The following is a 21098-nucleotide window of genomic DNA, read 5'->3' on the forward strand; positions in this document are numbered from 1 at the left end:
GGTTGCCCGGGGATGGGGCTCGACTGGCCCGGGATGGAGGCCGGTTGCCCGGGGATGGGGCTCGACTGGCCCGGGATGGAGGCCGGTTGCCCGGGAACGGGCCCCGACTGGCCCTGGAAGAAGCCTGGTTGGCCGGGGACGGGCCCGTGCGGGCCAGGTGCGGAGCCCGGTTGGCCGGGGGCGAGGCCCGCCTGGACCGCCGCCCCAGGGACGAACCCCGGCTGCCCAGCCGCCCCAGCCGCCCCGGGCACCCCCTGCCCGTACCCCGCCCCGTACGGATCGCCGTACGGGTCCCCCGGAGCCGCCTCCCCGCCCGGAAGCGACGGCGGCGTTTGCGGGACGCCCGGGAGGCGTTGGGTCAGGATGTCGCTCACCGTGCGCAGGGCCAGTTGTTTTGGGCCCTCCAGCTCGAACTTCTCCGCGTTGTCGCCGTGGAGAAGGTCCTTCACCAGGTCCATCTGGGCCTGGATCATGCGGAGTTGGTCGTCGCGCATGCTCGTCATGACCAGGCGGGAGTCCTCGGGGTGCTGGGCGAGGTGCAGCGCCCAGGCCTGGACGCCGCCCTGGGAGAGGTGCCACTGGTAGAAGGCGATCTTCTCCGCCTCGATCCTCTGCATCTCCAGTTCCTGGTGGCCCTGTTGGATGGCGAGCTGGTGCTGCTGGCTGCTCTGCAGGGCCGCCTGTTCGTAGTCCCAGCGCTGTTGCTGCAGGGCCAGGTGCTGCTGCTGGGTGCCGTACGACATCGCGCGCTCGATCTGGAGGGCGTCCTGCTGACGGTTGCGGCGGTCCACCTCCACGTCGACCTCGGAGCCGCGCTCGGCCGCCCGTACCTGCTCGGTCGCCGAGTGGTCGATCGCCTGGAGGCGGCGCTGGTGGTCGATGTTCTCCTGGTCGCGGCGCAGCCGCAGGGTCCAGGTGGTCTGGAGGCCCGCCGGGGCGCCCAGCGGGCCCAGCACGTTGATCGCCTGGAGCAACTCCCCCTCCGCCGCCGCGCTCTCCGCGATCGGGAAGCGCCGGCTCACCGGGCGTGCCGCGCGCTGGAGTTCGCCGATGAGCAGGCCCGGCACGTCCCGGTGGCCGCTGCCCACGAACCGCTCCGGGTCGACGACCTGCCAGGACACATCGACCTCGGCCGAGAACTCGAACGCGTCGTTGTCGCTGGGGAGCGTGAGCGTGCCGGAGAACGGGTGCACGCCCATGTCGACCTCGTACACCGCCGTGTAGTGGCGGGCCGCGATCTCGCTGCGCGTCGGGCGGCGGGGCGGGAGGTAGGCCTCGTAGCCGCCCTTGGCGGTCGAGAAGACGAGCGCGTGGTCGATACGGACCGTCGACTTCAACGAGAGTTCGAAGCGCGACAGTTGCCGCACGGTGAGGACCGGGTCGATCAGCTGGGTGTGCCGGTCCGCGGACTGCTGCCACTCGGGCGGGCGGTGGAAGGCAGGCATCGTGCGTTGCTCCTCGGTGAGCGTGAGCGTGAGCGTGAGCAGGGATTTGACGATGTGTCAGCGGATGGGGAGCGTCGTGAGGAGGCGGGCCGCCACCGCCGGCGGGGCCGCGCCGTCCTCGCCCGGCATCGTCCGCAGGAGGTGGCCCAGGCGGTGGTACTCCGGCGAGGTGGTGACCAGGGTCGGGAGCAGATGCGCCAGGGCCCATTCCGTGGTCGTCGAGCGGTCGGCGATCAGGACCCACGCGCGCAGCACGTCGAGGGCGTACCGGGTCGTGTTCGGATCGCCCAGCGCCGCCCGCCACAGGAACGGGACGCCCTGCGCGCCGGCCGTGCGGTCGGTGACCGACCGCACGTACCAGCCGAGGACCAGCGGATGGCCGTACCGCTCGTCGTCCTGGGTGTGGCGGCAGGCGCTGACGAAGCCGCCGATGGTCAGGTCGTGCACCGGGCGGTCGTCGTCCAGGTGCGTACGCAGTTCGGCGAGGACGGTGTCACCGGCCTCGGAGAGCAGCAACAGGGCGACAGCCTCCCGCAGTTCGTCGGCCATCTCGCGGTCGAAGGCGTCCCGGTCGCCGAGGTTGTCATACAGGCTGCGGGCCGCCGTACGCAGCGCGGCGAGGGCCTGCTCGGGGCGTTCGGGGCCGATCAGCGCGTACGCCCGTACGGCCACCCAGCGCAGCCGCCGGTCCTCGTGCCTGGACCACTCGTCGAGGATGCGCGGGATGTTCGGCGTGTCGATGAGGTGCGCGAGGGTGAGCGAGTTGACGGCCACCAGCCGGTGCCGGAAGCGGTTGGAGGTCGCCCAGGGCTCGATGACCAGGGCCATCGCCGAGGGCAGGTCCGTACGGGCCAGGACGGCCACTGTGGACGCGGCCCGGGTACGGACCAACGGGCGCCCGTCGTCGGCCAGTTGACGCAGCCAGCTGATCAGCGCGGGGCGCGCGGAGGGATGGCCCGTCCAGACCTCGCGCAGGAGCACGAGGGAGGCGCGGTCGTCGATGAACCGGGCCTTCTGCTGGGTCACCGGGCCCCACTCGGTGTGCTCGTCGTCCTCGTACCGCTCGGCACGGGCGAGTTGGAGCCGCTTGCCGATGTGGGTGCCGAAGACGGGGACCTCGGGGACGCCCACCGGGTTCTGCGTCTTCTGCAGGAACCGGTAGAGGAGGTCGCTGAGTTCGGCGGTGAGGGCGTACGGGCCGTCGTCGAACGCGGCCAGCGCGACCAGGAACGCCTTGTCGCGCAGATGGATCGACGCCTCGTCCTCCTCGAACCACTCCTGGACCTGGTTCTCCAGGGATATGAGGGAGAACTGGGCTACGGCGTCCTCGGTGACCTCGCCCGCCGCGTGCCGCCCGAGCAGCTGGGCGAAGTTGGCCACCTCGCGCAACTGGTGACTGCGGCTCAGGAACTCGGTCACGTCCGGGAGTTCGAGCAGCTTCGCCGTCGTCTCCTCGTCGGAGACACGGGTGCGGAGGTGTGCGGCGAGTACGTCGGCCGGAGGCGGCGAGCGCCATTCGACGACCGGTACGTCCTCCAGCACGGCGGTGTGGCCGACGGTGACGACGAGATACGCATCCTGCGCGGCCAGCCGGTCGCGGGCGGCGAGCAGGTGGTGCTCGCGGAGCGGGCGGTCACGGCGGGTGGCCAGGTCGGCGAGGACGTAGCCCCGGGGCCGGCCCTGGGGGCGTTCGCCGGTTTCCCCCGCCGCCGTGGCTCTCTCCGCCAGCGTGCCCGGGTCCGTGTCGCGGTCGAGCGTGTGTACGGGGGCCGCCCCGAGCCGGTGCAGGAGAGTCAGGGCGGCCGTACGTCTGCCGGTGAAGCGGGCGCCGGACAGAACGAGGACTCGGTCGCGGCGCAGCCGGGCGAGCAGGTCCTCGACGGTCGCCTCGGCGGCGACGAACGAGGCGGCGAGCCGGTCGAGCGTGGTCTGCGGGACCTCGCCGGAGGCGGCGGCGGACGGGGCGGAGAACCCGGATATCGACCACTGGTGGATCTCCGTCTTCGTGCCCATGATCACGTCGCCGGTGACCTGTCCGCCGCTGACGCCGTGCTGGTCGCCGGCCACCACGCTGCCGCCTATGCGGGCATCACCGCCGAAGCGCATCGTCCGGGGGCTGTGGTCGATCAGGTCGCGCCGGGCCGACCAGGCGGTCTGCGCCTGCTCGCGGTCCTCCGACCCCTCGGCGCCCTCGGTCTCCTTCGCCTCCTTGGCGGCGCCGTCTCTGCCGTCCTTGCCGTCGTCGGAGGCGGCCGGGGCGTCGGCGGGCCCGGGACGGGTGGCCTCCGCCGCGTCCGGTGTGCTCACGAGCCGTCACCCCCGTTGCGGCCGCCCATGTTGACGTCCCCGGTGACCTGCCCGCCGCTGACGCCGTGCTGGTCGCCGGCCACCACGCTGCCGCCGATGCTGACGGCACCGTTGAAGTTGAAGACGGGCCCCGGGGCGGGTCGGCTCTCCGGCGCGGGCGAGGTGCCCTGAGCCGGAACCCTCGGTTCCGGCGTCTCCTTCGTCTCTTTCGTCTCCGGTGACTGCGGGGTCTGCGGCGCCGGGCGGTCCCCCGAACCGCCCGGCGCCTCCCCCATCCCCGTGTCACGGTGGTCCTGGTCGGCCCTGCCGGCCGGGGCCGCCTCGAATCCGCCGGGCAGCGGTCCGTGCAGCCAGGCCTTCATTTGGCCGTTCTTGGTGTCGACCCCGACCGGGTGGAACTCGTCGGCCGGGATGCCGGGGTGGTTGTGCCGTACGACACCCCCGTACAGGGAGTCCGAGACGATCAGCGCGAAGTCGTGGGGGCGTTCGCGCAGGGCCGCTCGCAGCAGCTGGGCGTCCAGTAGCCGGCAGGCGTTGTTCAGGTCGGTGCCGACCCAGCCGTCGTGCTCGTCCACGGCCACGTACCCGGTGGCGACGACGCCGCGCAGCCTGATCTGGGCCGAGCTGGACGCCATGCGGTTGACGGTCCGCAGCTGGGCCGGGACTTCCACGAGCAGGGCGCGCAGCAGCGCGGTGACCGGGGCGTTCGCGTCGATCAGCTCCATCACGGAGTCCCCGCGGTCGGCACGCAGGCGGCGGGTCTCGTCGATGCCGGCGCTTTCGAGGGCGCGGTCGGTGATGTCGTACAGCATGCGCCGCAGGTAGGCCTGCTCCACGTCGTCCCGGTCGCTGAACCTCTCTATGTCCAGCAGCAGGATCGTGCGGCTCACGGGGTCGGTCATGGTCGCCCTTCGACATGCATGTGGGGGTTGCTTGCAGCAGCGTGGCGGTTGGGGACGGTGCGGTGTGAGGGCGGATGACGCAGTCGGAGTGTGTAGGGGTACACATAAGGGGGTTGGTGGCTGCGGGAGTTGAGGTGAGCGTCGTACCTGGGGGCTGCCGCCCCCAGACCCCCGCTTCGGCCTGAACGGCCTCGTTCTCAATCTCCCCCAGAGGGGGGACCCCCAACGGGCTGGAAGAGCACGCTCAGCCCTCGGCCGCCGCGATCCTTCGCAAGATGTCCGGCCGTCGGATCAGCAACGCCCGCCTCCCCGTCTCCACCGCCTCCTTCTCCCGCAGCTCCCGCAACAGCCGCTGGACCATCTCCCTGGACGCGCCCACCGAGCCCGCCAGCTCCTGCTTGCTCAGGGGGACGGAGAGTTCGATGCCCTCGGGGGTGCGGCGGCCGTGGGTGCGGGCGAGGTCCAGGAGGAGGATCGCGAAGCGTTCCCGCACGTTCATGGACGCGAACTCCAGGCGGCGGCGGTCGGCGGCCCGGGTGCGGTCGGCGGTGAGGCCCAGGAGGGCGAACGAAACGGCCGGTGAACGGCCCAGGAAGTCCTTGAAGCGTTCGTGCTCGACGGCCACCGCCCGGACTGCCTCCAGCGCGGTCACCGTGGCCGACCGGGGGCGGCCGGTGAGCGCCGCCGACTCGCCGACTATGTCGCCGGGGCCGCGCAGGGCGAGCAGGGCCTCGTAGCCGTTGGCCGCCGAGGCCGTCACCTTTGTCCAGCCCTGGACCAGGAAGAGGACGTGGGAGGAGGGCTCGCTCTGATGTATCAGGGCCACCCGGGTGGCGAAATTCAGTTCGCGGCCCAGGGACAGGAGGGCCGTGCGGTCCTCCTGTTCCAGACGGGCCAGGAAGGGCACCCGGTCGTCCAGGCCCCCGTCGTCCAGTGAATGCGCCGCCGTCCTCATCACGCTCTGCCCCCGAATCGTCGCAGCGGACGGATCAAGGTACTGAACGGGCAAGCACACCGGGCTGTAAAGGGCGCGAATCAGCCACCTTGGCCAGCAAGCCGTCGTAAGGCATGCAAAGCTGCTAGAAGCAAACAAACGGTGGCTCGGGCGCCGCCCGGACCCCGGCCTGTCGTACCGGCGTCCATTTGTTTTGACCGAAGTCGTTGAGGTAGGTACGCTCAGACCTTGTGCCTGGGGTGTGCCCTGGCCCTCGTGCGTGCCTTCGAACCGTACGGGGAGCTGTAAGCGGCCACCGCAATCTGCGCCCTTTTCGCCTTGCCGGCGGGAGTCTGCAGTATTCGACACACCCGACCGCGTGGGTCGGCGATGTTCCAGGTTAGCTTCACCATCGGCACACAGAAACCGGAGAAGTAGTGCCTACGATCCAGCAGCTGGTCCGGAAGGGCCGGCAGGACAAGGTCGAGAAGAACAAGACGCCCGCGCTTGAGGGCTCGCCCCAGCGCCGTGGCGTCTGCACGCGTGTGTTCACGACCACCCCGAAGAAGCCGAACTCGGCCCTGCGTAAGGTCGCGCGTGTGCGTCTGACCAGCGGGATCGAGGTCACGGCTTACATTCCGGGTGAGGGACACAACCTGCAGGAGCACTCGATCGTGCTCGTGCGTGGTGGCCGTGTGAAGGACCTGCCCGGTGTTCGCTACAAGATCATCCGCGGCTCCCTCGACACCCAGGGTGTCAAGAACCGCAAGCAGGCCCGCAGCCGCTACGGCGCCAAGAAGGAGAAGTAGAAAATGCCTCGTAAGGGCCCCGCCCCGAAGCGCCCGGTCATCATCGACCCGGTCTACGGTTCTCCTCTTGTCACGTCGCTCATCAACAAGGTGCTGATGAACGGCAAGCGCTCCACCGCCGAGCGCATCGTGTACGGCGCCATGGAGGGCCTGCGCGACAAGACCAGCAACGACCCGGTCATCACGCTGAAGCGCGCGCTGGAGAACATCAAGCCGACCCTCGAGGTCAAGTCCCGCCGTGTCGGTGGTGCGACGTACCAGGTTCCGATCGAGGTCAAGCCCGGTCGCGCCAACACGCTCGCGCTGCGCTGGCTGGTCGGTTACTCCCGCGCCCGTCGCGAGAAGACCATGACCGAGCGTCTGCTCAACGAGCTGCTCGACGCCTCGAACGGCCTCGGTGCGGCCGTGAAGAAGCGCGAGGACACCCACAAGATGGCCGAGTCCAACAAGGCCTTCGCGCACTACCGCTGGTAGTCGCAGCCCACATCGAGACCGAGAGAAGACCGAAGCCTTATGGCTACCACTTCACTTGACCTGGCCAGGGTCCGCAACATCGGGATCATGGCTCACATCGACGCGGGTAAGACGACCACCACAGAGCGGATCCTCTTCTACACCGGCGTCAGCTACAAGATCGGTGAAGTCCACGACGGCGCCGCCACCATGGACTGGATGGAGCAGGAGCAGGAGCGTGGCATCACGATCACCTCTGCTGCCACCACCTGTCACTGGCCGCTTGAGGACAACGACTACACGATCAACATCATCGACACCCCCGGGCACGTCGACTTCACGGTCGAGGTGGAGCGTTCGCTCCGCGTCCTCGACGGTGCCGTCACGGTGTTCGACGGTGTCGCGGGTGTCGAGCCGCAGTCCGAGACGGTGTGGCGTCAGGCCGACCGTTACGGCGTGCCCCGCATCTGCTTCGTCAACAAGCTCGACCGGACCGGCGCGGAGTTCCACCGCTGCGTCGACATGATCAAGGACCGCCTCGGTGCGGTGCCGCTGATCATGCAGCTTCCGATCGGTGCCGAGATGGACTTCAAGGGCGTTGTGGACCTGGTCCGCATGAAGGCGCTCGTGTGGTCCGCCGAGGCCGCCAAGGGTGAGATGTACGACGTCGTCGACATCCCGGCCACGCACGTCGAGGCTGCCGAGGAGTACCGCGGCAAGCTCGTCGAGGCCGTCGCGGAGAACGACGACGAGATCATGGAGCTGTTCCTGGAGGGCCAGGAGCCCACCGAGGAGCAGCTGTACGCCGCGATCCGTCGCATCACCATCGCGTCCGGCAAGTCCAGCGGCGTCACGGTCACCCCGGTGTTCTGTGGTACCGCGTTCAAGAACAAGGGCGTCCAGCCCCTGCTCGACGCGGTTGTGCGCTACCTGCCGACCCCGCTCGACGTCGAGGCCATCGAGGGCCACGACGTGAAGGACCCCGAGCAGGTCGTCAAGCGTAAGCCGTCCGTGGACGAGCCGCTGTCGGCGCTGGCGTTCAAGATCATGAGCGACCCGCACCTCGGCAAGCTCACGTTCGTGCGCATCTACTCCGGACGCCTGGAGACCGGCACCGCGGTGCTGAACTCCGTCAAGGGCAAGAAGGAGCGCATCGGCAAGATCTACCGCATGCACGCGAACAAGCGTGAGGAGATCGAGGCGGTGGGCGCCGGTGACATCGTCGCCGTGATGGGTCTGAAGCAGACCACGACCGGTGAGACGCTCTGTGATGACAAGAACCCGGTGATCCTGGAGTCCATGGACTTCCCGGCGCCCGTCATCCAGGTCGCCATCGAGCCCAAGTCCAAGGGTGACCAGGAGAAGCTGGGTGTAGCCATCCAGCGTCTCGCGGAGGAGGACCCCTCCTTCCACGTTCACTCGGACGAGGAGACGGGCCAGACCATCCTCGGCGGTATGGGCGAGCTGCACCTTGAGGTGCTGGTCGACCGTATGAAGCGCGAGTTCAAGGTCGAGGCCAACGTCGGCAAGCCGCAGGTCGCGTACCGCGAGACGATCCGCAAGGCCGTCGAGCGTCACGACTACACGCACAAGAAGCAGACCGGTGGTACCGGTCAGTTCGCCAAGGTGCAGATCGCGATCGAGCCGATCGTGGACGGCGACGCCGCGTACGAGTTCGTGAACAAGGTCACCGGTGGCCGTATCCCGCGGGAGTACATCCCGTCGGTGGACGCCGGTGCGCAGGAGGCCATGCAGTTCGGCATCCTGGCCGGCTACGAGATGACCGGCGTCCGCGTCATCCTTCTCGACGGCGGCTACCACGAGGTCGACTCCTCCGAACTGGCGTTCAAGATCGCCGGCTCGCAGGCCTTCAAGGAGGCCGCGCGCAAGGCCAGCCCCGTGCTCCTGGAGCCGATGATGGCCGTCGAGGTCACCACGCCCGAGGACTACATGGGTGAAGTCATTGGCGACATCAACTCCCGCCGTGGTCAGATCCAGGCCATGGAGGAGCGTGCCGGTGCCCGCGTCGTGAAGGGCCTCGTGCCCCTCTCGGAGATGTTCGGCTACGTCGGTGACCTCCGCAGCAAGACCTCGGGTCGCGCAAGCTACTCGATGCAGTTCGACTCCTACGCCGAGGTTCCCCGGAACGTCGCCGAGGAGATCATCGCGAAGGCCAAGGGCGAGTAACACACCCCTGTTACACGCTTTAGGCTTGACACCGACCGCCGGGGGAACCCGGGAGGGCAAACCCCGGCGGGCGGCATCCCAGCAAAGATCACCTGGCGCCGATGAGTAAGGCGTACCAGAACCACTCCGCAGGAGGACCCCAGTGGCGAAGGCAAAGTTCGAGCGGACTAAGCCGCACGTCAACATCGGCACCATCGGTCACATCGACCACGGTAAGACGACCCTCACGGCCGCCATTACCAAGGTGCTGCACGACAAGTACCCCGACCTGAACGAGGCCTCGGCCTTCGACCAGATCGACAAGGCTCCTGAGGAGCGCCAGCGCGGTATCACGATCTCCATCGCGCACGTCGAGTACCAGACGGAGGGTCGTCACTACGCCCACGTCGACTGCCCGGGTCACGCGGACTACATCAAGAACATGATCACCGGTGCCGCCCAGATGGACGGTGCGATCCTGGTCGTGGCCGCCACCGACGGCCCGATGCCGCAGACCAAGGAGCACGTGCTCCTGGCCCGCCAGGTCGGCGTGCCGTACATCGTCGTCGCCCTGAACAAGGCCGACATGGTGGACGACGAGGAGATCCTGGAGCTCGTCGAGCTCGAGGTCCGTGAGCTCCTCTCCGAGTACGAGTTCCCGGGCGACGACCTGCCGGTCGTCAAGGTCTCGGCGCTCAAGGCGCTCGAGGGCGACGCCGAGTGGGGTCAGTCGGTTCTCGACCTCATGGCCGCCGTCGACGAGGCGATCCCGACCCCCGAGCGTGACGTCGACAAGCCGTTCCTCATGCCCGTCGAGGACGTCTTCACGATCACCGGTCGCGGTACGGTCGTCACCGGCCGTATCGAGCGTGGTGTCCTGAAGGTCAACGAGACCGTTGACATCATCGGCATCAAGCAGGAGAAGACCACCACCACGGTCACCGGCATCGAGATGTTCCGCAAGCTGCTCGACGAGGGCCAGGCGGGCGAGAACGTCGGTCTGCTCCTCCGTGGCATCAAGCGCGAGGACGTCGAGCGCGGCCAGGTCATCATCAAGCCCGGCTCGGTCACCCCGCACACCTCGTTCGAGGCGCAGGCCTACATCCTGTCCAAGGACGAGGGCGGCCGTCACACGCCGTTCTTCAACAACTACCGCCCCCAGTTCTACTTCCGCACCACGGACGTGACCGGCGTCGTGACCCTCCCCGAGGGCACCGAGATGGTCATGCCGGGCGACAACACTGAGATGACCGTCGAGCTCATCCAGCCCATCGCCATGGAAGAGGGCCTGAAGTTCGCCATCCGTGAGGGTGGCCGGACCGTGGGCGCCGGCCAGGTCATCAAGATCAACAAGTAAGTCTTGTTGGCTTGACAGCCTGACCCGGTACTTCGGGCAGTTCTTCGGAGGGGCCCGTACGACTTCGGTCGTACGGGCCTCTTTGCTGTGCCCAGGTTTGCTGGTCACTGTTACGAAACTATTCGGCGCGTACGACCCGTTCCCCCCGCTGGTCACTCCCTCCACCATTTGTCATGCCACTGACCAAATTCCGGCGGAGGGGTGGGTACGTCATGTCTGGGGCCGTCAGCCGTAGAGCCGTTCTCGGGGCCGGTATCGCCGCGGTGCCGGTGCTGTCCGGGGTCGCGCGGGCGGGGGAGGCCGGGGCCCGCCGCACCGACGCCGGCGCGTACATCTCGTTCACCGGCGGCGCGTTCGCGCTGGTCGGCGCCCCGGTCGTGGTCAGCGCGGACGACCACCCCGGAGTCGTACGAGTGGCCGCCGACCTGCGGGACGACATCGAACGCGTCACAGGTGTACGTCCGGGCGCGACCGTCGCCCGCGAGGTGATCCTCGTCGGCACGATAGGCCGCAGTCCGCTGATCGACGGTCTGGTCCGCACCGGCAAGCTGGACGTCACGGGCATCGCGGGGCGCTGGGAGACCTCACTCCAGACCGTCGTGGAGCACCCGATGCCCGGCGTCGACCGGGCGTTCGTCATCGCGGGCAGCGACCCGCGCGGCACGATCTTCGGAGCGTACGACGTCTCGTACGGCATCGGGGTCTCGCCCTGGTACTGGTGGGACGACGTCCCGCCGGTCCACCGGGACGCGGTGTACGTCCTGCCGGGCCGGTTCACGCAGGGCACGCCGGCCGTGAAGTACCGCGGGATCTTCATCAACGACGAGAACCCGGCGCTGGGCACCTGGGCGCCGAGGTTCTTCGGCCCCGGGAAGGCGCCGGGCCACCCCGGAGGCTTCAACGCGGCCTTCTTCGAGCGGGTCTTCGAGGTGCTGCTGCGCCTGAAGGCGAACTACCTCTGGCCGGCGGTGTGGGGCAGGGCGTTCGCCGAGGACGACCCGGAGAACCATGCTCGGGCGAAGGCGTACGGCATCGTCATGGGCACGTCCCACGAGGCGCCCATGATGCGGGGCATCGAGGAGTGGAACCGGCACGCGGTCCCGGCGGTGCGCGACAGTGCGGGGAACGTGGTGACTCCGGGGCGGGACCCGTACGGGGGCACGGGGGAGTGGTCGTACCGGCGGAACGCGGCGGCGGTAAGGGCGTATTGGCGCGACGGTATCCGCCGCATGGTCGACGAGGACTTCGAGGGCGTCGTCACGCTGGGCATGCGTGGCAACGGCGACACCAGCCTGCCGGACGGCGACGGCATCGAGCTGATGCGGGAGATCATCGAGACGCAGAGGGGGATCATCGCGGAGGTGACGGGCAGGCCGCTGTCGGAAACCCCGCAGGTGTGGACCCTGTACAAGGAGGTCCAGCGGTACTGGGACCGGGGGTTGAGGGTTCCGGGCGATGTCACGGTCGTCCTCACGGACGACAACTGGGGCAACATCCGCAAGCATCCCGACCCGGCGGAACCGGCGAGGAGCGGTGGGTATGGGTTGTACTACCACTTTGATTACGTCGGCGTAGGCCGCAACTACAAGTGGGTGGACACGGCCAACCTCCAGAACCTCTGGGACCAGCTCCACCAGGCGCACGCGTACGGGAACCACGGCCTGTGGGTGACGAACGTGGGCGACCTGAAGGGGAACGAACTCCCGACCGAGTTCTTCCTCAACTACGCCTGGAATCCCACCCGTTGGGACCTTTCGAGCCTGGAGGAGTGGGAACGGCGGTACGCGCGCCAGAACTTCGGGGCCGAGCACGCGGCGGCGATCGCGTCGGTGCTCGCCGAGTACGGGCAGCTCCAGGCCCGCCGCAAACCGGAGTTGCTGAACCGCCGCATCACCCTCAACCCCGCGAAGGACCCGACGAAGGACGAGTCGGCGATCGTGTACGACGACCAGGAGACCCCTTTCCGCTTCGGTCACCGGGAGTTGGAGCGGGCGACGGAGGAGTGGCGGGGGCTGGCGCGGGAGGCGGAGCGGGTGGGGCGGCGGCTGCCCCCGTCGGCGCAGGACGCGTGGTACGAGCTGGTCGGGTACGAGGTGGCGGCGACCGCCAACCTGTACGCCCTGCGCGAGGCCGAGTTCAAGAACCTCCTGTACGCGGCTCAGGGGCGCGCGGCGACCAACGACCGCGCGGCGGAGGCGGAAGCGGGCCTGGAACAGGACTTCGCGCTCGCCGATCACTTCAACCATGGGGTGGCTGGCGGCAAATGGGAGGGCTTCCAGACTCAGCCGCACATCGACTACGGCGACGTGGAACGGTATGGGCCCAACGCTCCCTGGCAGCAGCCCGAGAAGGACAACGTGGCACTTCCGGATGTGCTGTTCCCCGCCGTGCGGCGGGTGGAGCTGCCGGTGGGCGGGGAGTTGGGGGTGTCGGTCGACGGCTCCGAGGACTCGGGTGAGTGGTGGCCGGGGGGTGCGGAGCGGGAGGCCGTGCTGCCGGTGTTCAGCCCGTACCAGACGCGGCCTGGCCAGTACGTCGAGGTGTTCAACCGGGGGCGTACGCCCTTCCCGTACCGGGTGGAGTCGTCGGTGCCGTGGCTGGGGGTGGACCGGCCGAGGGGGCGGGTCGAGCAGCAGGTGCGGTTGGGGGTGGGGGTGGACTGGGCTCGGGTGCCGGACGGTCGTACGGAGGCATCGTTGACGGTGTCGGGCGCGGGGGCGTCGGTGGTGGTCGGGTGCGTCGTGGAGAAGCCGTCGCGGGGGGAACGGCGGGGGCTGCGGGGGTTCGTGGAGGCGGGGGGTTATGTGGCGATCGACGCCGACAACCACTCGCGGGCGGTGGGGAGTTGGCGGCGGCTGGACCGTATCGGGCGGACGGGCGCGGGGATGACGCCCTGGCCGGTGACAGCTCCGCGTCGGACCCCGGGCGGGGGTTCGGCGCGGCTGGAGTACGAGGTCGGCCTGTTGTCGGCGGGTGAGGTGACGGTGTGGGCGTATCTGTCGCCGCGCAACCCGACGCTTCCGACGGGCGGGCTGCGGTACGCGGTCTCGTTCGACGAGGGCGAGCCGCAGCAGGTCGACATCCACGCCGTCACGGGCGCGGACGACGGCCTGATGAACAAGCAGTGGGCACGGCACACGTCCGACAACGTGAATGTGACGGCGACCAGGCATGCGGTGGCTGCGGCGGGGGTGCACCGGCTGAAGTTCTGGGTGGTCGATCCGACGGTGGTGGTGCAGCGGCTGGTGATCGACACGGGTGGGCTGACGCCGACGTATCTGGGGCCGTTGGAGAGTCGCCGCATCCGCTGAAGAGGTAATACACCGAGTGAAGGGACCGCACATGAACGACTTCCGCATGCCCGTTTCCGCCGTCGCGTTGGTGGGCGTGGCGCTTCTGATCACCGGCGCGGGCGCGCAGCCGGCGTCGGCGCACCCGGACCCCGTCCTGCTGAGGGCGTTGGCGGCCGGTACCGGCGTACGCATCGGCACTGCCGTGGACATGGCGGCGCTGGCTGACGATACGACATATCGCCGAAAAGTCGCACGGGAGTTCAATTCAGTTACCGCCGAGAACGTGATGAAGTGGGAATCGGTCGAGCCGAGTCGGGGGACGTACGACTGGGGGAAGGCCGATGACCTGGTGCGTTTCGCGCGGGCGCACGGGCAGGCGGTGCGGGGCCACACGCTGGTGTGGCACAGCCAGTTGCCGGGCTGGCTGACGACAGGAGTGGCGGACGGATCGATCGGGGCGGAGGAGCTGCGCGGGATTCTGAAGGTCCACATCACGAAGGAGGTGAAGCGGTACAAGGGCAAGATCTATGAGTGGGACGTCGTGAACGAGGTCTTCGAGGAGGACGGTTCGCTGCGCGACTCGATCTGGCTGCGTGAGCTGGGTCCGTCGTACATCGAGGACGCCTTCCGCTGGGCCCACGCGGCCGACCCGAAGGCGAAGCTGTTCCTGAACGACTACAACGTCGAGGGCGTCAACGCGAAGTCGACGGCCTACTACGACCTGGCGAAGCGGCTGCGGGCGGAGGGCGTGCCGGTACAGGGCTTCGGTATCCAGGGACACTTGGCGATCCAGTACGGCTTCCCGGGCCAGGTCGCCGAGAACCTCGCGCGCTTCGAGAAGCTGGGCATGCAGACGGCGTTCACGGAGGTCGACGTACGCATGATCCTGCCGGTGGAGGAGTCGAAGCTGGCGGCACAGGCGACGTACTTCCGGGGGCTGCTGGACGCATGTCTGAACGCCCGACGGTGCACGTCGTTCACGGTGTGGGGGTTCAGCGACAAGTACTCGTGGGTGCCGGGGGTGTTCGCCGGGCAGGGGGCGGCGACGCTGATGGACGAGGAGTTCGGGCCGAAGCCGGCGTATGCGGCGGTGGGGGAGGGGCTGGCCGCAGGCTGACTCTCTCGCGGCTGGCGGCTGGCGGCTGGCGGCTGTTGGCTCGGCGGCTCAGCGGGTCGGTTCGTAGGCGAGCTGTTTGATCTGGCGGAGGGCCAGGGTCGTTTCGACGGAGTGGACGCCGTCGAGGACGCCGATCCGCTCGGTCAGGTACCGGTACAGGGTGCCCGTGCTGCGGTTGCTGACGGCCGCGACGATGTTGGACTGGCCGGTGGTCGCCGCGGCGAAGCTCACCTCGGGGTGTGCCGCGAGCGACCGTCCGACCGAGTCGAGGGCGGACGGCTTCACGGTCAGCCAGAGCAGCGCGGTGACGCCCTGACCGAGAGCGGCGTTGTCGATCTGCACGTCGAAGTACAGGGCGCCGGTGGAGCGCAGCTGCTCCAGCCGCCGTCGGACGACGGACTCCGACTGGCCGGTACCGGTCTGGAGTTCGGCGAACGTGGCCCGGCCGTCCCGCCGCAGCAGGGCGAGCAGCGCTTCGTCGGTCTCGTCGAGGAGTACGGGCGTCGCCGGTGGCTCGGTCCGGGGCGGACGCAGCGCATCCTCCTGCGCCGGCTCCAGCGCCCGGTTCTTGTTCAGCCAGCCCAGTGCGCCGCCGTAGAAGTGGTGCAGCAGACAGTGGGCGCTGACGGAGACGACCCGGGGTGTGCGCTGGAGGCGGTCGAAGAGGAGTTCGTCCCGCTCCTTCTGACTGCGGGGCCGCATCGAGCACACCACCTCGGTACCGCCCGAGACCAGGTCGATGTACGAGGTGTCGGGGCGCCGGGCCAGGGCGTTCGCGAGCTGTTCGGCCACGTCGGGGGTGCAGCGCAGCCGCACGATCCAGCTGGTCCGGCCGAGCACACTCGCGTCGGTCATGCCCAGCACCCTCAGGCTCGCCGTCGTACGCAGCCGCCGGAAACGCCGGGCCACCGTCTGGTCGGAGACCCCGAGGACCTCGGCGATACGGCTGAACGGGGCCCGTCCGTCGATCTGGAGCGCGTGGAGCAGCTTGAGGTCGAGGGCGTCGAGGGGGCCCGGGGCAGTGGGGGTGGAGTGCTCCACCGGGACTCTCCTGCTGTGGGTGGGAGGCGGGCGTTGACCTGCTGGGAGCTGGGAGCTGGGAGGGGTCGATCGTCGATCGAGGGGGGTCTTCTCAGCGTAGGCCGCCTTCGGATGCCGTGTGGCCCGGGACCCGGGGGAATCGGTCCCGGGCCACACGGAGGCGCCGCACCCGTCCCCACGGACGGCGCCGGTGCCGGCAGGCCCGGTGGTCATCCGATCCGCTCAGGGCCGTGCCGCCGGTATGTCGGGTGTCGCCGCGCCGGTGGTGGCGTGCGGGGCCGGGGCCGGGGTGCCCTGGGCGGTGACCCGGGGTGTCGTGTGCTGCTGGCGGCGTAGCAGGGCGGCTCCGACGGCGGCGGCCAGCAGGGCCAGTACGGCCGAGACGATCAGACAGAGCCGGAGTCCGTCGACGAAGGCCTCGGACAGGGCGGCCATGACCCGGGGTGTGTCCGCGCCCAGGTCGAGTCCGCCGACCGCGCTGAGCCCGCCGCTGTCCGCGACGGAGGTGACCTGCTGGACCGTCGCCCCGGTCAGACCCGCGTCACGGAGGTGGTCGGGCAGGACGTCGACGGCCCGGGAAGTCAGCAGGGTGCCGAGGATTGCGGGACCGAGGGCGCCGCCGACCTGGCGGAAGGCGTTGTTGCCGGCCGCGGCCATACCGGCCTGGTGGAACGGCACCGAACTGACGGCCGTGGCGGTCATCGGCGTGATGACGAAGGACAGACCGAAGCCGAGCAGGGCCAGCCGCCAGGCGAGCGAGCCGAACGAGGTGTCCGTACCGATGGAGGTGAGCGACAGCAGCGCGGCGGCGCTGATCACCAGGCCGCCCGGGATCAGCACCCGGGGGGAGACGCGGTGCATCAGACGTCCGACCGGGGCGCCGAGCAGCAGCGGGACCATGCTCACCATCACCAGCCGGTAGGCCGCTTCGAGGGTGCTGAGCTGCTGGACGATGCCGAAGTAGAGGCTGAGCGCGAAGAAGAAGCCGATCAGGCCGAGGAAGCTGATCATGGCGATGAGGGTGGTGGCGGTGAAGGCCGGGCTGCGGAACAGCGTCAGGTCCAGCATCGGGTCGGCGCTGCGCCGCTCCACCATGACGAACGCGACCGCGCCGACCACGGCGGTGGACAGCGCGACCATGACCTTCGGGTCGGTGAAGGAGGTGACGCCGCCCTCGATGATCCCGTACACCAGAGCGGTGATCGTCAGTGCGGCGGTGGCCTGGCCGGGCCAGTCCAGGCGGCGGGTGCCCGGGGCGCGGGAGTCGGTCAGCAGCTTCGCGGCGAAGGCCATCGCGAGCAGCGAGACCGGGATGGGCAGGAGGTAGATCCAGCGCCAGGCGAAGTGTTCGAGGATCAGGCCGGCGATGAGAGAACCGAGGGCCAGCGCCGACATGAGGGCGGTCGCCCACAGCCCGATGAACTTCCCGCGCTCACGCGGGTCGGGCACGGCGTGGCTGATCAGCGCGAGCGTCGTGGGCAGCAGGGCGGCGGCCCCGAGCCCCGCGAACGCCTGTCCGACCCACACGACCTCGACGGACTGCGCGCACAGCGCGATCAGAGCGCCCAGGGCACTGAAGGCCAGCCCGGCCTGGAACACCTTCTTCCGGCCGTGCACGTCCCCGAACACCCCGGCGGTCAGGATGAGGGCGGCCATGGGCAGCACGAACGCGTCGGACACCCAGGACAGTTGCGAGGTCGAGGTACCGAGGGCCCGCTGAATGGCGGGCAGGCTGGCCGAGACGGTGGTCACCGGCAGATAGGCGACGAACACGCCGAGGCAGGCCATGACGAGCGTGGCCACCCGCCGTTCCTGCGGCACTTTCACCGTGGACGTGACGTTCACGAAACTCTCCCTCGGGGGCGCCGGGCGCGGCGCTAGCTGACTTCGGGCGTCACTTTCCGCTGGGTGATGGCCGGGATCCAGCCATGACCGCCGGATCTCGGGAATCCGACACCAAAGGTGTGGAGGGAAGCGATTTCCGACATCGATGGGGAGGGTGAGTGCTGAACCAGGCGGAACTCGTCGCCCTCCGGTGGGCGCGTTGCCAAAGCAAAGCGTCGCTAAATTCCCGGCAATGATTCCGGATCGCCCGCCCCAGGTGAGGGCTCGGCGTGGCGAAGGCGTCGATCCCACCGATAACTTCGGTTTCTTGATCGCACTGTTGTTTACGTGTTCCACGGGGGAACCACCATGAGTGACCTGCGCCTCGACGACACCATATTCGCGGACCTGAAGAAGACGTTCTCCTCGATCAGCGACCGCATGGAGGCGACCCGGCGCAGCCTGCGTGGCGCGGACGCCTCCTGCGTCGGGGAGGGCGGGCTCGTCGAGGACGTACAGGACTTCGCCGACGACTGGGGCTACGGCATCAAACAGCTCGGCAAGCACACCCAGGGCGCGGTGAAGATGATCAACAAGATCGCCGAGACCTTCGACGACCTGGACCTCCAACTGGCCGAGTCCCTCAAGGCCGCCAAGGCCTCCAAGAAGGGCAAGTGACGTGGCCGGGCAGCGGACGGTACCGCCGAACATAGGCTGGGACCCCACCCCGGGGGATGTCGAGGACACCCGGGACCTCGCGAAGCGACTGGGCAGGCTGGCGAGTGAACTCGGCACCGCGCTGGGGGAGTTGGACCGGATCGAGCTCGGTGCCTGGAAAGGCAGGACCGCGATCGCGTTCTCCGATTACATCGGCCAGGACGTCACCCCGCTCATCCGCAAGAGCCACGAGTCGTTCGACAAGGCCGCGCGCGCTCTGCACAAGTGGGCCGGCGAACTCCAGGACTTCCAGGACGAGACGGACCGCCTGGACAAGTCCGCCAAGGAGAAGCTCGACGCCAAGTCGGACGCCGAGGCCAAGGCCGGCGGCGACGGCAGCGAGGAGCTGGGCAAGGCCTCCGGCGACGTGGACGGCGTCATCCGCAAGGTCCACGAACTCGAGGAGCGCTACCGCCGGGCCGCCGGCCACATCAGCCGCGAGCTGGACAAGGCCGCCGACATCGCCCCCGACGAGCCCGGCTTCTGGGACAAGCTCGGCACGGGCATCGCCGACGCCTGGGGCGCCACCGGCGACTGGCTCAAGGAGCACGCCGACCTGATCAAGGAGATCGGCGACGTACTGAGCCTGGTCAGCAGCGCCCTGGGCGTGATCGCCATCATCACCGCCCCCTTCGAACCGATCGGCGCGATCTTCGCCGCTGCGGCGATGATCACGAGCGGGGCCGCATTGCTGACGCATGTGGTGGCCAAGGCGGCGGGCGCGGATGTCAGCTGGGCGGACATCGGCTTCGACGCGCTGGGGATTCTGCCGGGGGTGAAGGGGCTTACGGGGACCGCTCAGTTGGCCAAGGGCGCCGATGCCACCGCGCGCGCCGCCAAGCTCGGCCGGGGATTCGTCGGGGCGCCACAGGCCAGCAAGCTGTTCGTTCTCTTCGGCCCCCAGAAAATCGTCCAGGTCGTCAAACTCGGCGACGAAGGCGGCCGTATGGCTCTGGCCGTCGAGAGCGGACTGCAGAACGTCCGCCAGGGCCAGTGGCTCGGCACCCAGGGGATCAACCTGGTCGCGTCCAAACTGCCGTTCATCAAGAGCGCCGAAGACGTCATCGCGCCGATGAGCAACGCGGGCCGAGCCCTGGACGCCACCATCAAGGGCGCGCTCACCGGCAACAAGGCCCACACCATCGCCACCAACGACTACGGGAACTGAGCACCGAGGTATGGACAACGCCGAAGAACCCCGGGTGCTGGGCGTGGAGGGCGTGACGCTGCCGCCCATGAGCATCCGCCTGCCGGAAGGAATGCACGCGATCGAGGTCTCCCTCGACGAGACCGAACGGACCGAAGCCGTAAGGCAGTTGGTCCGGGACATCTACCCACGCGGCGAGGAGCCCCTGTGGGAGGCGATGAGCGCGCTGTACGGGGCCACGGCACAGGAGATGTCGTCGGGCGGCGTCTCGTTCTTCGGTATCGGGCTGTACGAGATCGAGGACGGCGGAGGCGTGGCGCACTGCTCGCTCACCGTGGCGGTGTTCGAGTCGGGGGAGGCGGACCCGGACATCGTCGCCCAGGGCGTCTTCGCGACGCTGGGCCCCGATCCGATGCGAGACGTGACGTGGCTGGACCTGCCGTGCGGTCCGGCGGTCTCGGTGATCTCGTTCCGCAAACTCGTGGTGGACGGCCAGTACACGAAGAGCGGCAACGACGAGGAACTGACGATGGGGCAGATCCAGGTGCACATCCCCTTCTCGACAGGTCCTTACACGGCCGTGATCACTCTGGACACGGCCTCTGTGGAACAGTGGGACGAGTTCACGCATGCCATTGCCGGAATAGTCGGATCGCTGGAATTCCCCAGCTCAGGAGAGATGACGCACTGATGGACTGGACTCCCGCCGCCGACGAGGACCAGCTTTTCCGCATCACCGTCAAATTCGCCACCGGTGTGGCTCCCGCGGTCTCCGGCAGCAGATGGTTCCGGGACGCCGAGCGCAACGACATCCAGGGGGAGCTGGCCGAATGGCCTGACGGTCCCGTCTTCACCCCGCGCACGCAGGGCGACCAGGCCGCACGCGGCGTCGGCCGTGGTCTCCTCTCCGCGATCCCCGTGATCGCGAACATCATCGCCAACATAGGCGGAGCCGGCGGTTCGCCCTTCGGCAGCGGCGCCGGATCGGGGAAGCCGGAGGAGCCGGAGAACGAGGTCGACGACTTCCCGGTGATGTGGGCCGCCCCCGGCACCCTTGCCCGGACGGTGCCGTGGCAGCTCGATCCCGGGCGGCGCCCCGAGGGGTACCTCACGGATCTGGTCGTGACCAGCCGACGACTGCTCTTCCTCGACGAGGTCGGCGTTCTGGCGGAATTTCCACGGGAGTCCATCTCCGGGGCCAGGCAAATGGAGTTCAGCCGCATCGGTGCGGATATGCGCCTCACGTTTGCGGACGACTCCTGGATTCGTCTCTTCACGGGTAGTCCGGCGAACGCCGAGAGGCTCGCCGGGATTCTCAACGGCGACGTACAGGTCGTGCCCGAAAGCGCACTCACGGATGCGCAGCGCGCGCGGGTGGCCCGTTTCGTGGCTCATCTGCGCGGTTCCCTGCATCCGCCCGTGTACACCAGGTACCCCAGCGGAATCGTCCGCGTGGAAGTCTGTGTGCCGTCCAAGGCCGGAAAGGATCTCGTCGATGTGACGGGGATCCTGATGGACGACCAGGGCGAGGCGGCTCCGCCGAAGCCGGGCGACCTGTAGGCCCCTTACATCTCGTACGCTTCCGC

General features: G+C 69.0%; 16 protein-coding genes. 10 read left to right on the top strand and 6 right to left on the bottom strand.

Annotated features, from left to right (window positions below):
- The 4 genes from ACWCRB_RS20460 to ACWCRB_RS20475 form a co-directional block, all read right to left on the bottom strand.
- Positions 1-1445 (bottom strand): hypothetical protein (locus tag ACWCRB_RS20460; protein ID WP_450997392.1); only part of this gene is annotated, 1445 nt, incomplete at its 3' end.
- A 57-nt stretch (positions 1446-1502) separates the two neighbouring features.
- Entirely contained in the window at positions 1503-3752 is a 2250-nt protein-coding gene (locus ACWCRB_RS20465) for a hypothetical protein (protein ID WP_450997393.1), read from the bottom strand.
- Entirely contained in the window at positions 3749-4654 is a 906-nt protein-coding gene (locus tag ACWCRB_RS20470; RefSeq protein ID WP_450997394.1) for a hypothetical protein, read from the bottom strand. The genes ACWCRB_RS20465 and ACWCRB_RS20470 overlap by 4 nt, the downstream gene beginning before the upstream one ends.
- A 244-nt stretch (positions 4655-4898) precedes the next feature.
- The gene (locus ACWCRB_RS20475; protein ID WP_450997422.1) at positions 4899-5609 is read right to left on the bottom strand and encodes a Crp/Fnr family transcriptional regulator; all 711 of its coding nucleotides are present in this window, start codon (positions 5607-5609) and stop codon (positions 4899-4901) included.
- 416 nt (positions 5610-6025) lie between these two features.
- Between ACWCRB_RS20475 and rpsL the strand changes: the two genes are divergently transcribed.
- The 6 genes from rpsL (at position 6026) to ACWCRB_RS20505 (ending at position 14783) form a co-directional block, all read left to right on the top strand.
- On the top strand, positions 6026-6397 hold the full coding sequence (gene rpsL, locus ACWCRB_RS20480; protein WP_003948652.1) for a 30S ribosomal protein S12: 372 nt from the start codon (positions 6026-6028) through the stop codon (positions 6395-6397).
- A 3-nt stretch (positions 6398-6400) separates the two neighbouring features.
- Positions 6401-6871: a 30S ribosomal protein S7 gene (gene rpsG / locus ACWCRB_RS20485; RefSeq protein ID WP_366880225.1), complete on the top strand. Its 471-nt coding sequence runs from the start codon at positions 6401-6403 to the stop codon at positions 6869-6871.
- A 39-nt stretch (positions 6872-6910) separates the two neighbouring features.
- Positions 6911-9037 (top strand): elongation factor G, encoded by a 2127-nt coding sequence (gene fusA, locus ACWCRB_RS20490; RefSeq protein ID WP_450997395.1) that lies wholly within the window; start codon positions 6911-6913, stop codon positions 9035-9037.
- A gap of 142 nt (positions 9038-9179) precedes the next feature.
- Positions 9180-10373, top strand: a complete 1194-nt coding sequence (gene tuf / locus ACWCRB_RS20495; protein ID WP_450997396.1) for an elongation factor Tu — start codon at positions 9180-9182, stop codon at positions 10371-10373.
- A 212-nt stretch (positions 10374-10585) separates the two neighbouring features.
- On the top strand, positions 10586-13684 hold the full coding sequence (locus ACWCRB_RS20500; protein ID WP_450997397.1) for a glycosyl hydrolase 115 family protein: 3099 nt from the start codon (positions 10586-10588) through the stop codon (positions 13682-13684).
- A 31-nt stretch (positions 13685-13715) separates the two neighbouring features.
- A complete protein-coding gene (locus ACWCRB_RS20505) occupies positions 13716-14783 on the top strand; it encodes an endo-1,4-beta-xylanase (RefSeq protein WP_450997398.1) in 1068 nt (355 codons plus the stop codon).
- Positions 14784-14831: 48 nt separating this feature from the next.
- Here the strand turns inward: ACWCRB_RS20505 and ACWCRB_RS20510 are convergent, their stop codons facing one another.
- The gene (locus ACWCRB_RS20510) at positions 14832-15824 is read right to left on the bottom strand and encodes an Lrp/AsnC family transcriptional regulator (RefSeq protein WP_450997399.1); all 993 of its coding nucleotides are present in this window, start codon (positions 15822-15824) and stop codon (positions 14832-14834) included.
- Positions 15825-16046: 222 nt separating this feature from the next.
- Positions 16047-17612: an MFS transporter gene (locus tag ACWCRB_RS20515; protein ID WP_450997423.1), complete on the bottom strand. Its 1566-nt coding sequence runs from the start codon at positions 17610-17612 to the stop codon at positions 16047-16049.
- Between the two features lie 405 nt (positions 17613-18017).
- Between ACWCRB_RS20515 and ACWCRB_RS20520 the strand changes: the two genes are divergently transcribed.
- The 4 genes from ACWCRB_RS20520 to ACWCRB_RS20535 are packed head-to-tail and all read left to right on the top strand — an operon-like array spanning position 18018 to position 21072.
- Positions 18018-18326, top strand: a complete 309-nt coding sequence (locus ACWCRB_RS20520) for a hypothetical protein (protein ID WP_450997400.1) — start codon at positions 18018-18020, stop codon at positions 18324-18326.
- Position 18327: 1 nt separating this feature from the next.
- Positions 18328-19533: an enoyl-CoA hydratase/isomerase family protein gene (locus ACWCRB_RS20525; protein WP_450997401.1), complete on the top strand. Its 1206-nt coding sequence runs from the start codon at positions 18328-18330 to the stop codon at positions 19531-19533.
- 10 nt (positions 19534-19543) lie between these two features.
- Positions 19544-20203 (top strand): hypothetical protein, encoded by a 660-nt coding sequence (locus ACWCRB_RS20530; protein ID WP_450997402.1) that lies wholly within the window; start codon positions 19544-19546, stop codon positions 20201-20203.
- A complete protein-coding gene (locus ACWCRB_RS20535; RefSeq protein ID WP_450997403.1) occupies positions 20203-21072 on the top strand; it encodes a hypothetical protein in 870 nt (289 codons plus the stop codon). Before ACWCRB_RS20530 ends, ACWCRB_RS20535 begins: the two co-directional genes overlap by 1 nt.
- Positions 21073-21098 lie beyond the last annotated feature (26 nt).

This window comes from Streptomyces sp. NPDC002156 (assembly GCF_053593675.1).

Bases quoted from the DNA above. Each gene is read 5' to 3' on its own strand.
- ACWCRB_RS20470 (WP_450997394.1), bottom strand. From the start codon at position 4,654: ATGACCGACCCCGTGAGCCGCACGATCCTGCTGCTGGACATAGAGAGG.
- ACWCRB_RS20475 (WP_450997422.1), bottom strand. From the start codon at position 5,609: ATGAGGACGGCGGCGCATTCACTGGACGACGGGGGCCTGGACGACCGG.
- rpsG (WP_366880225.1), top strand. From the start codon at position 6,401: ATGCCTCGTAAGGGCCCCGCCCCGAAGCGCCCGGTCATCATCGACCCG.
- fusA (WP_450997395.1), top strand. From the start codon at position 6,911: ATGGCTACCACTTCACTTGACCTGGCCAGGGTCCGCAACATCGGGATC.
- ACWCRB_RS20500 (WP_450997397.1), top strand. From the start codon at position 10,586: ATGTCTGGGGCCGTCAGCCGTAGAGCCGTTCTCGGGGCCGGTATCGCC.
- ACWCRB_RS20505 (WP_450997398.1), top strand. From the start codon at position 13,716: ATGAACGACTTCCGCATGCCCGTTTCCGCCGTCGCGTTGGTGGGCGTG.
- ACWCRB_RS20515 (WP_450997423.1), bottom strand. From the start codon at position 17,612: ATGGCCTGCCTCGGCGTGTTCGTCGCCTATCTGCCGGTGACCACCGTC.
- ACWCRB_RS20520 (WP_450997400.1), top strand. From the start codon at position 18,018: ATGAGTGACCTGCGCCTCGACGACACCATATTCGCGGACCTGAAGAAG.
- ACWCRB_RS20530 (WP_450997402.1), top strand. From the start codon at position 19,544: ATGGACAACGCCGAAGAACCCCGGGTGCTGGGCGTGGAGGGCGTGACG.
- ACWCRB_RS20535 (WP_450997403.1), top strand. From the start codon at position 20,203: ATGGACTGGACTCCCGCCGCCGACGAGGACCAGCTTTTCCGCATCACC.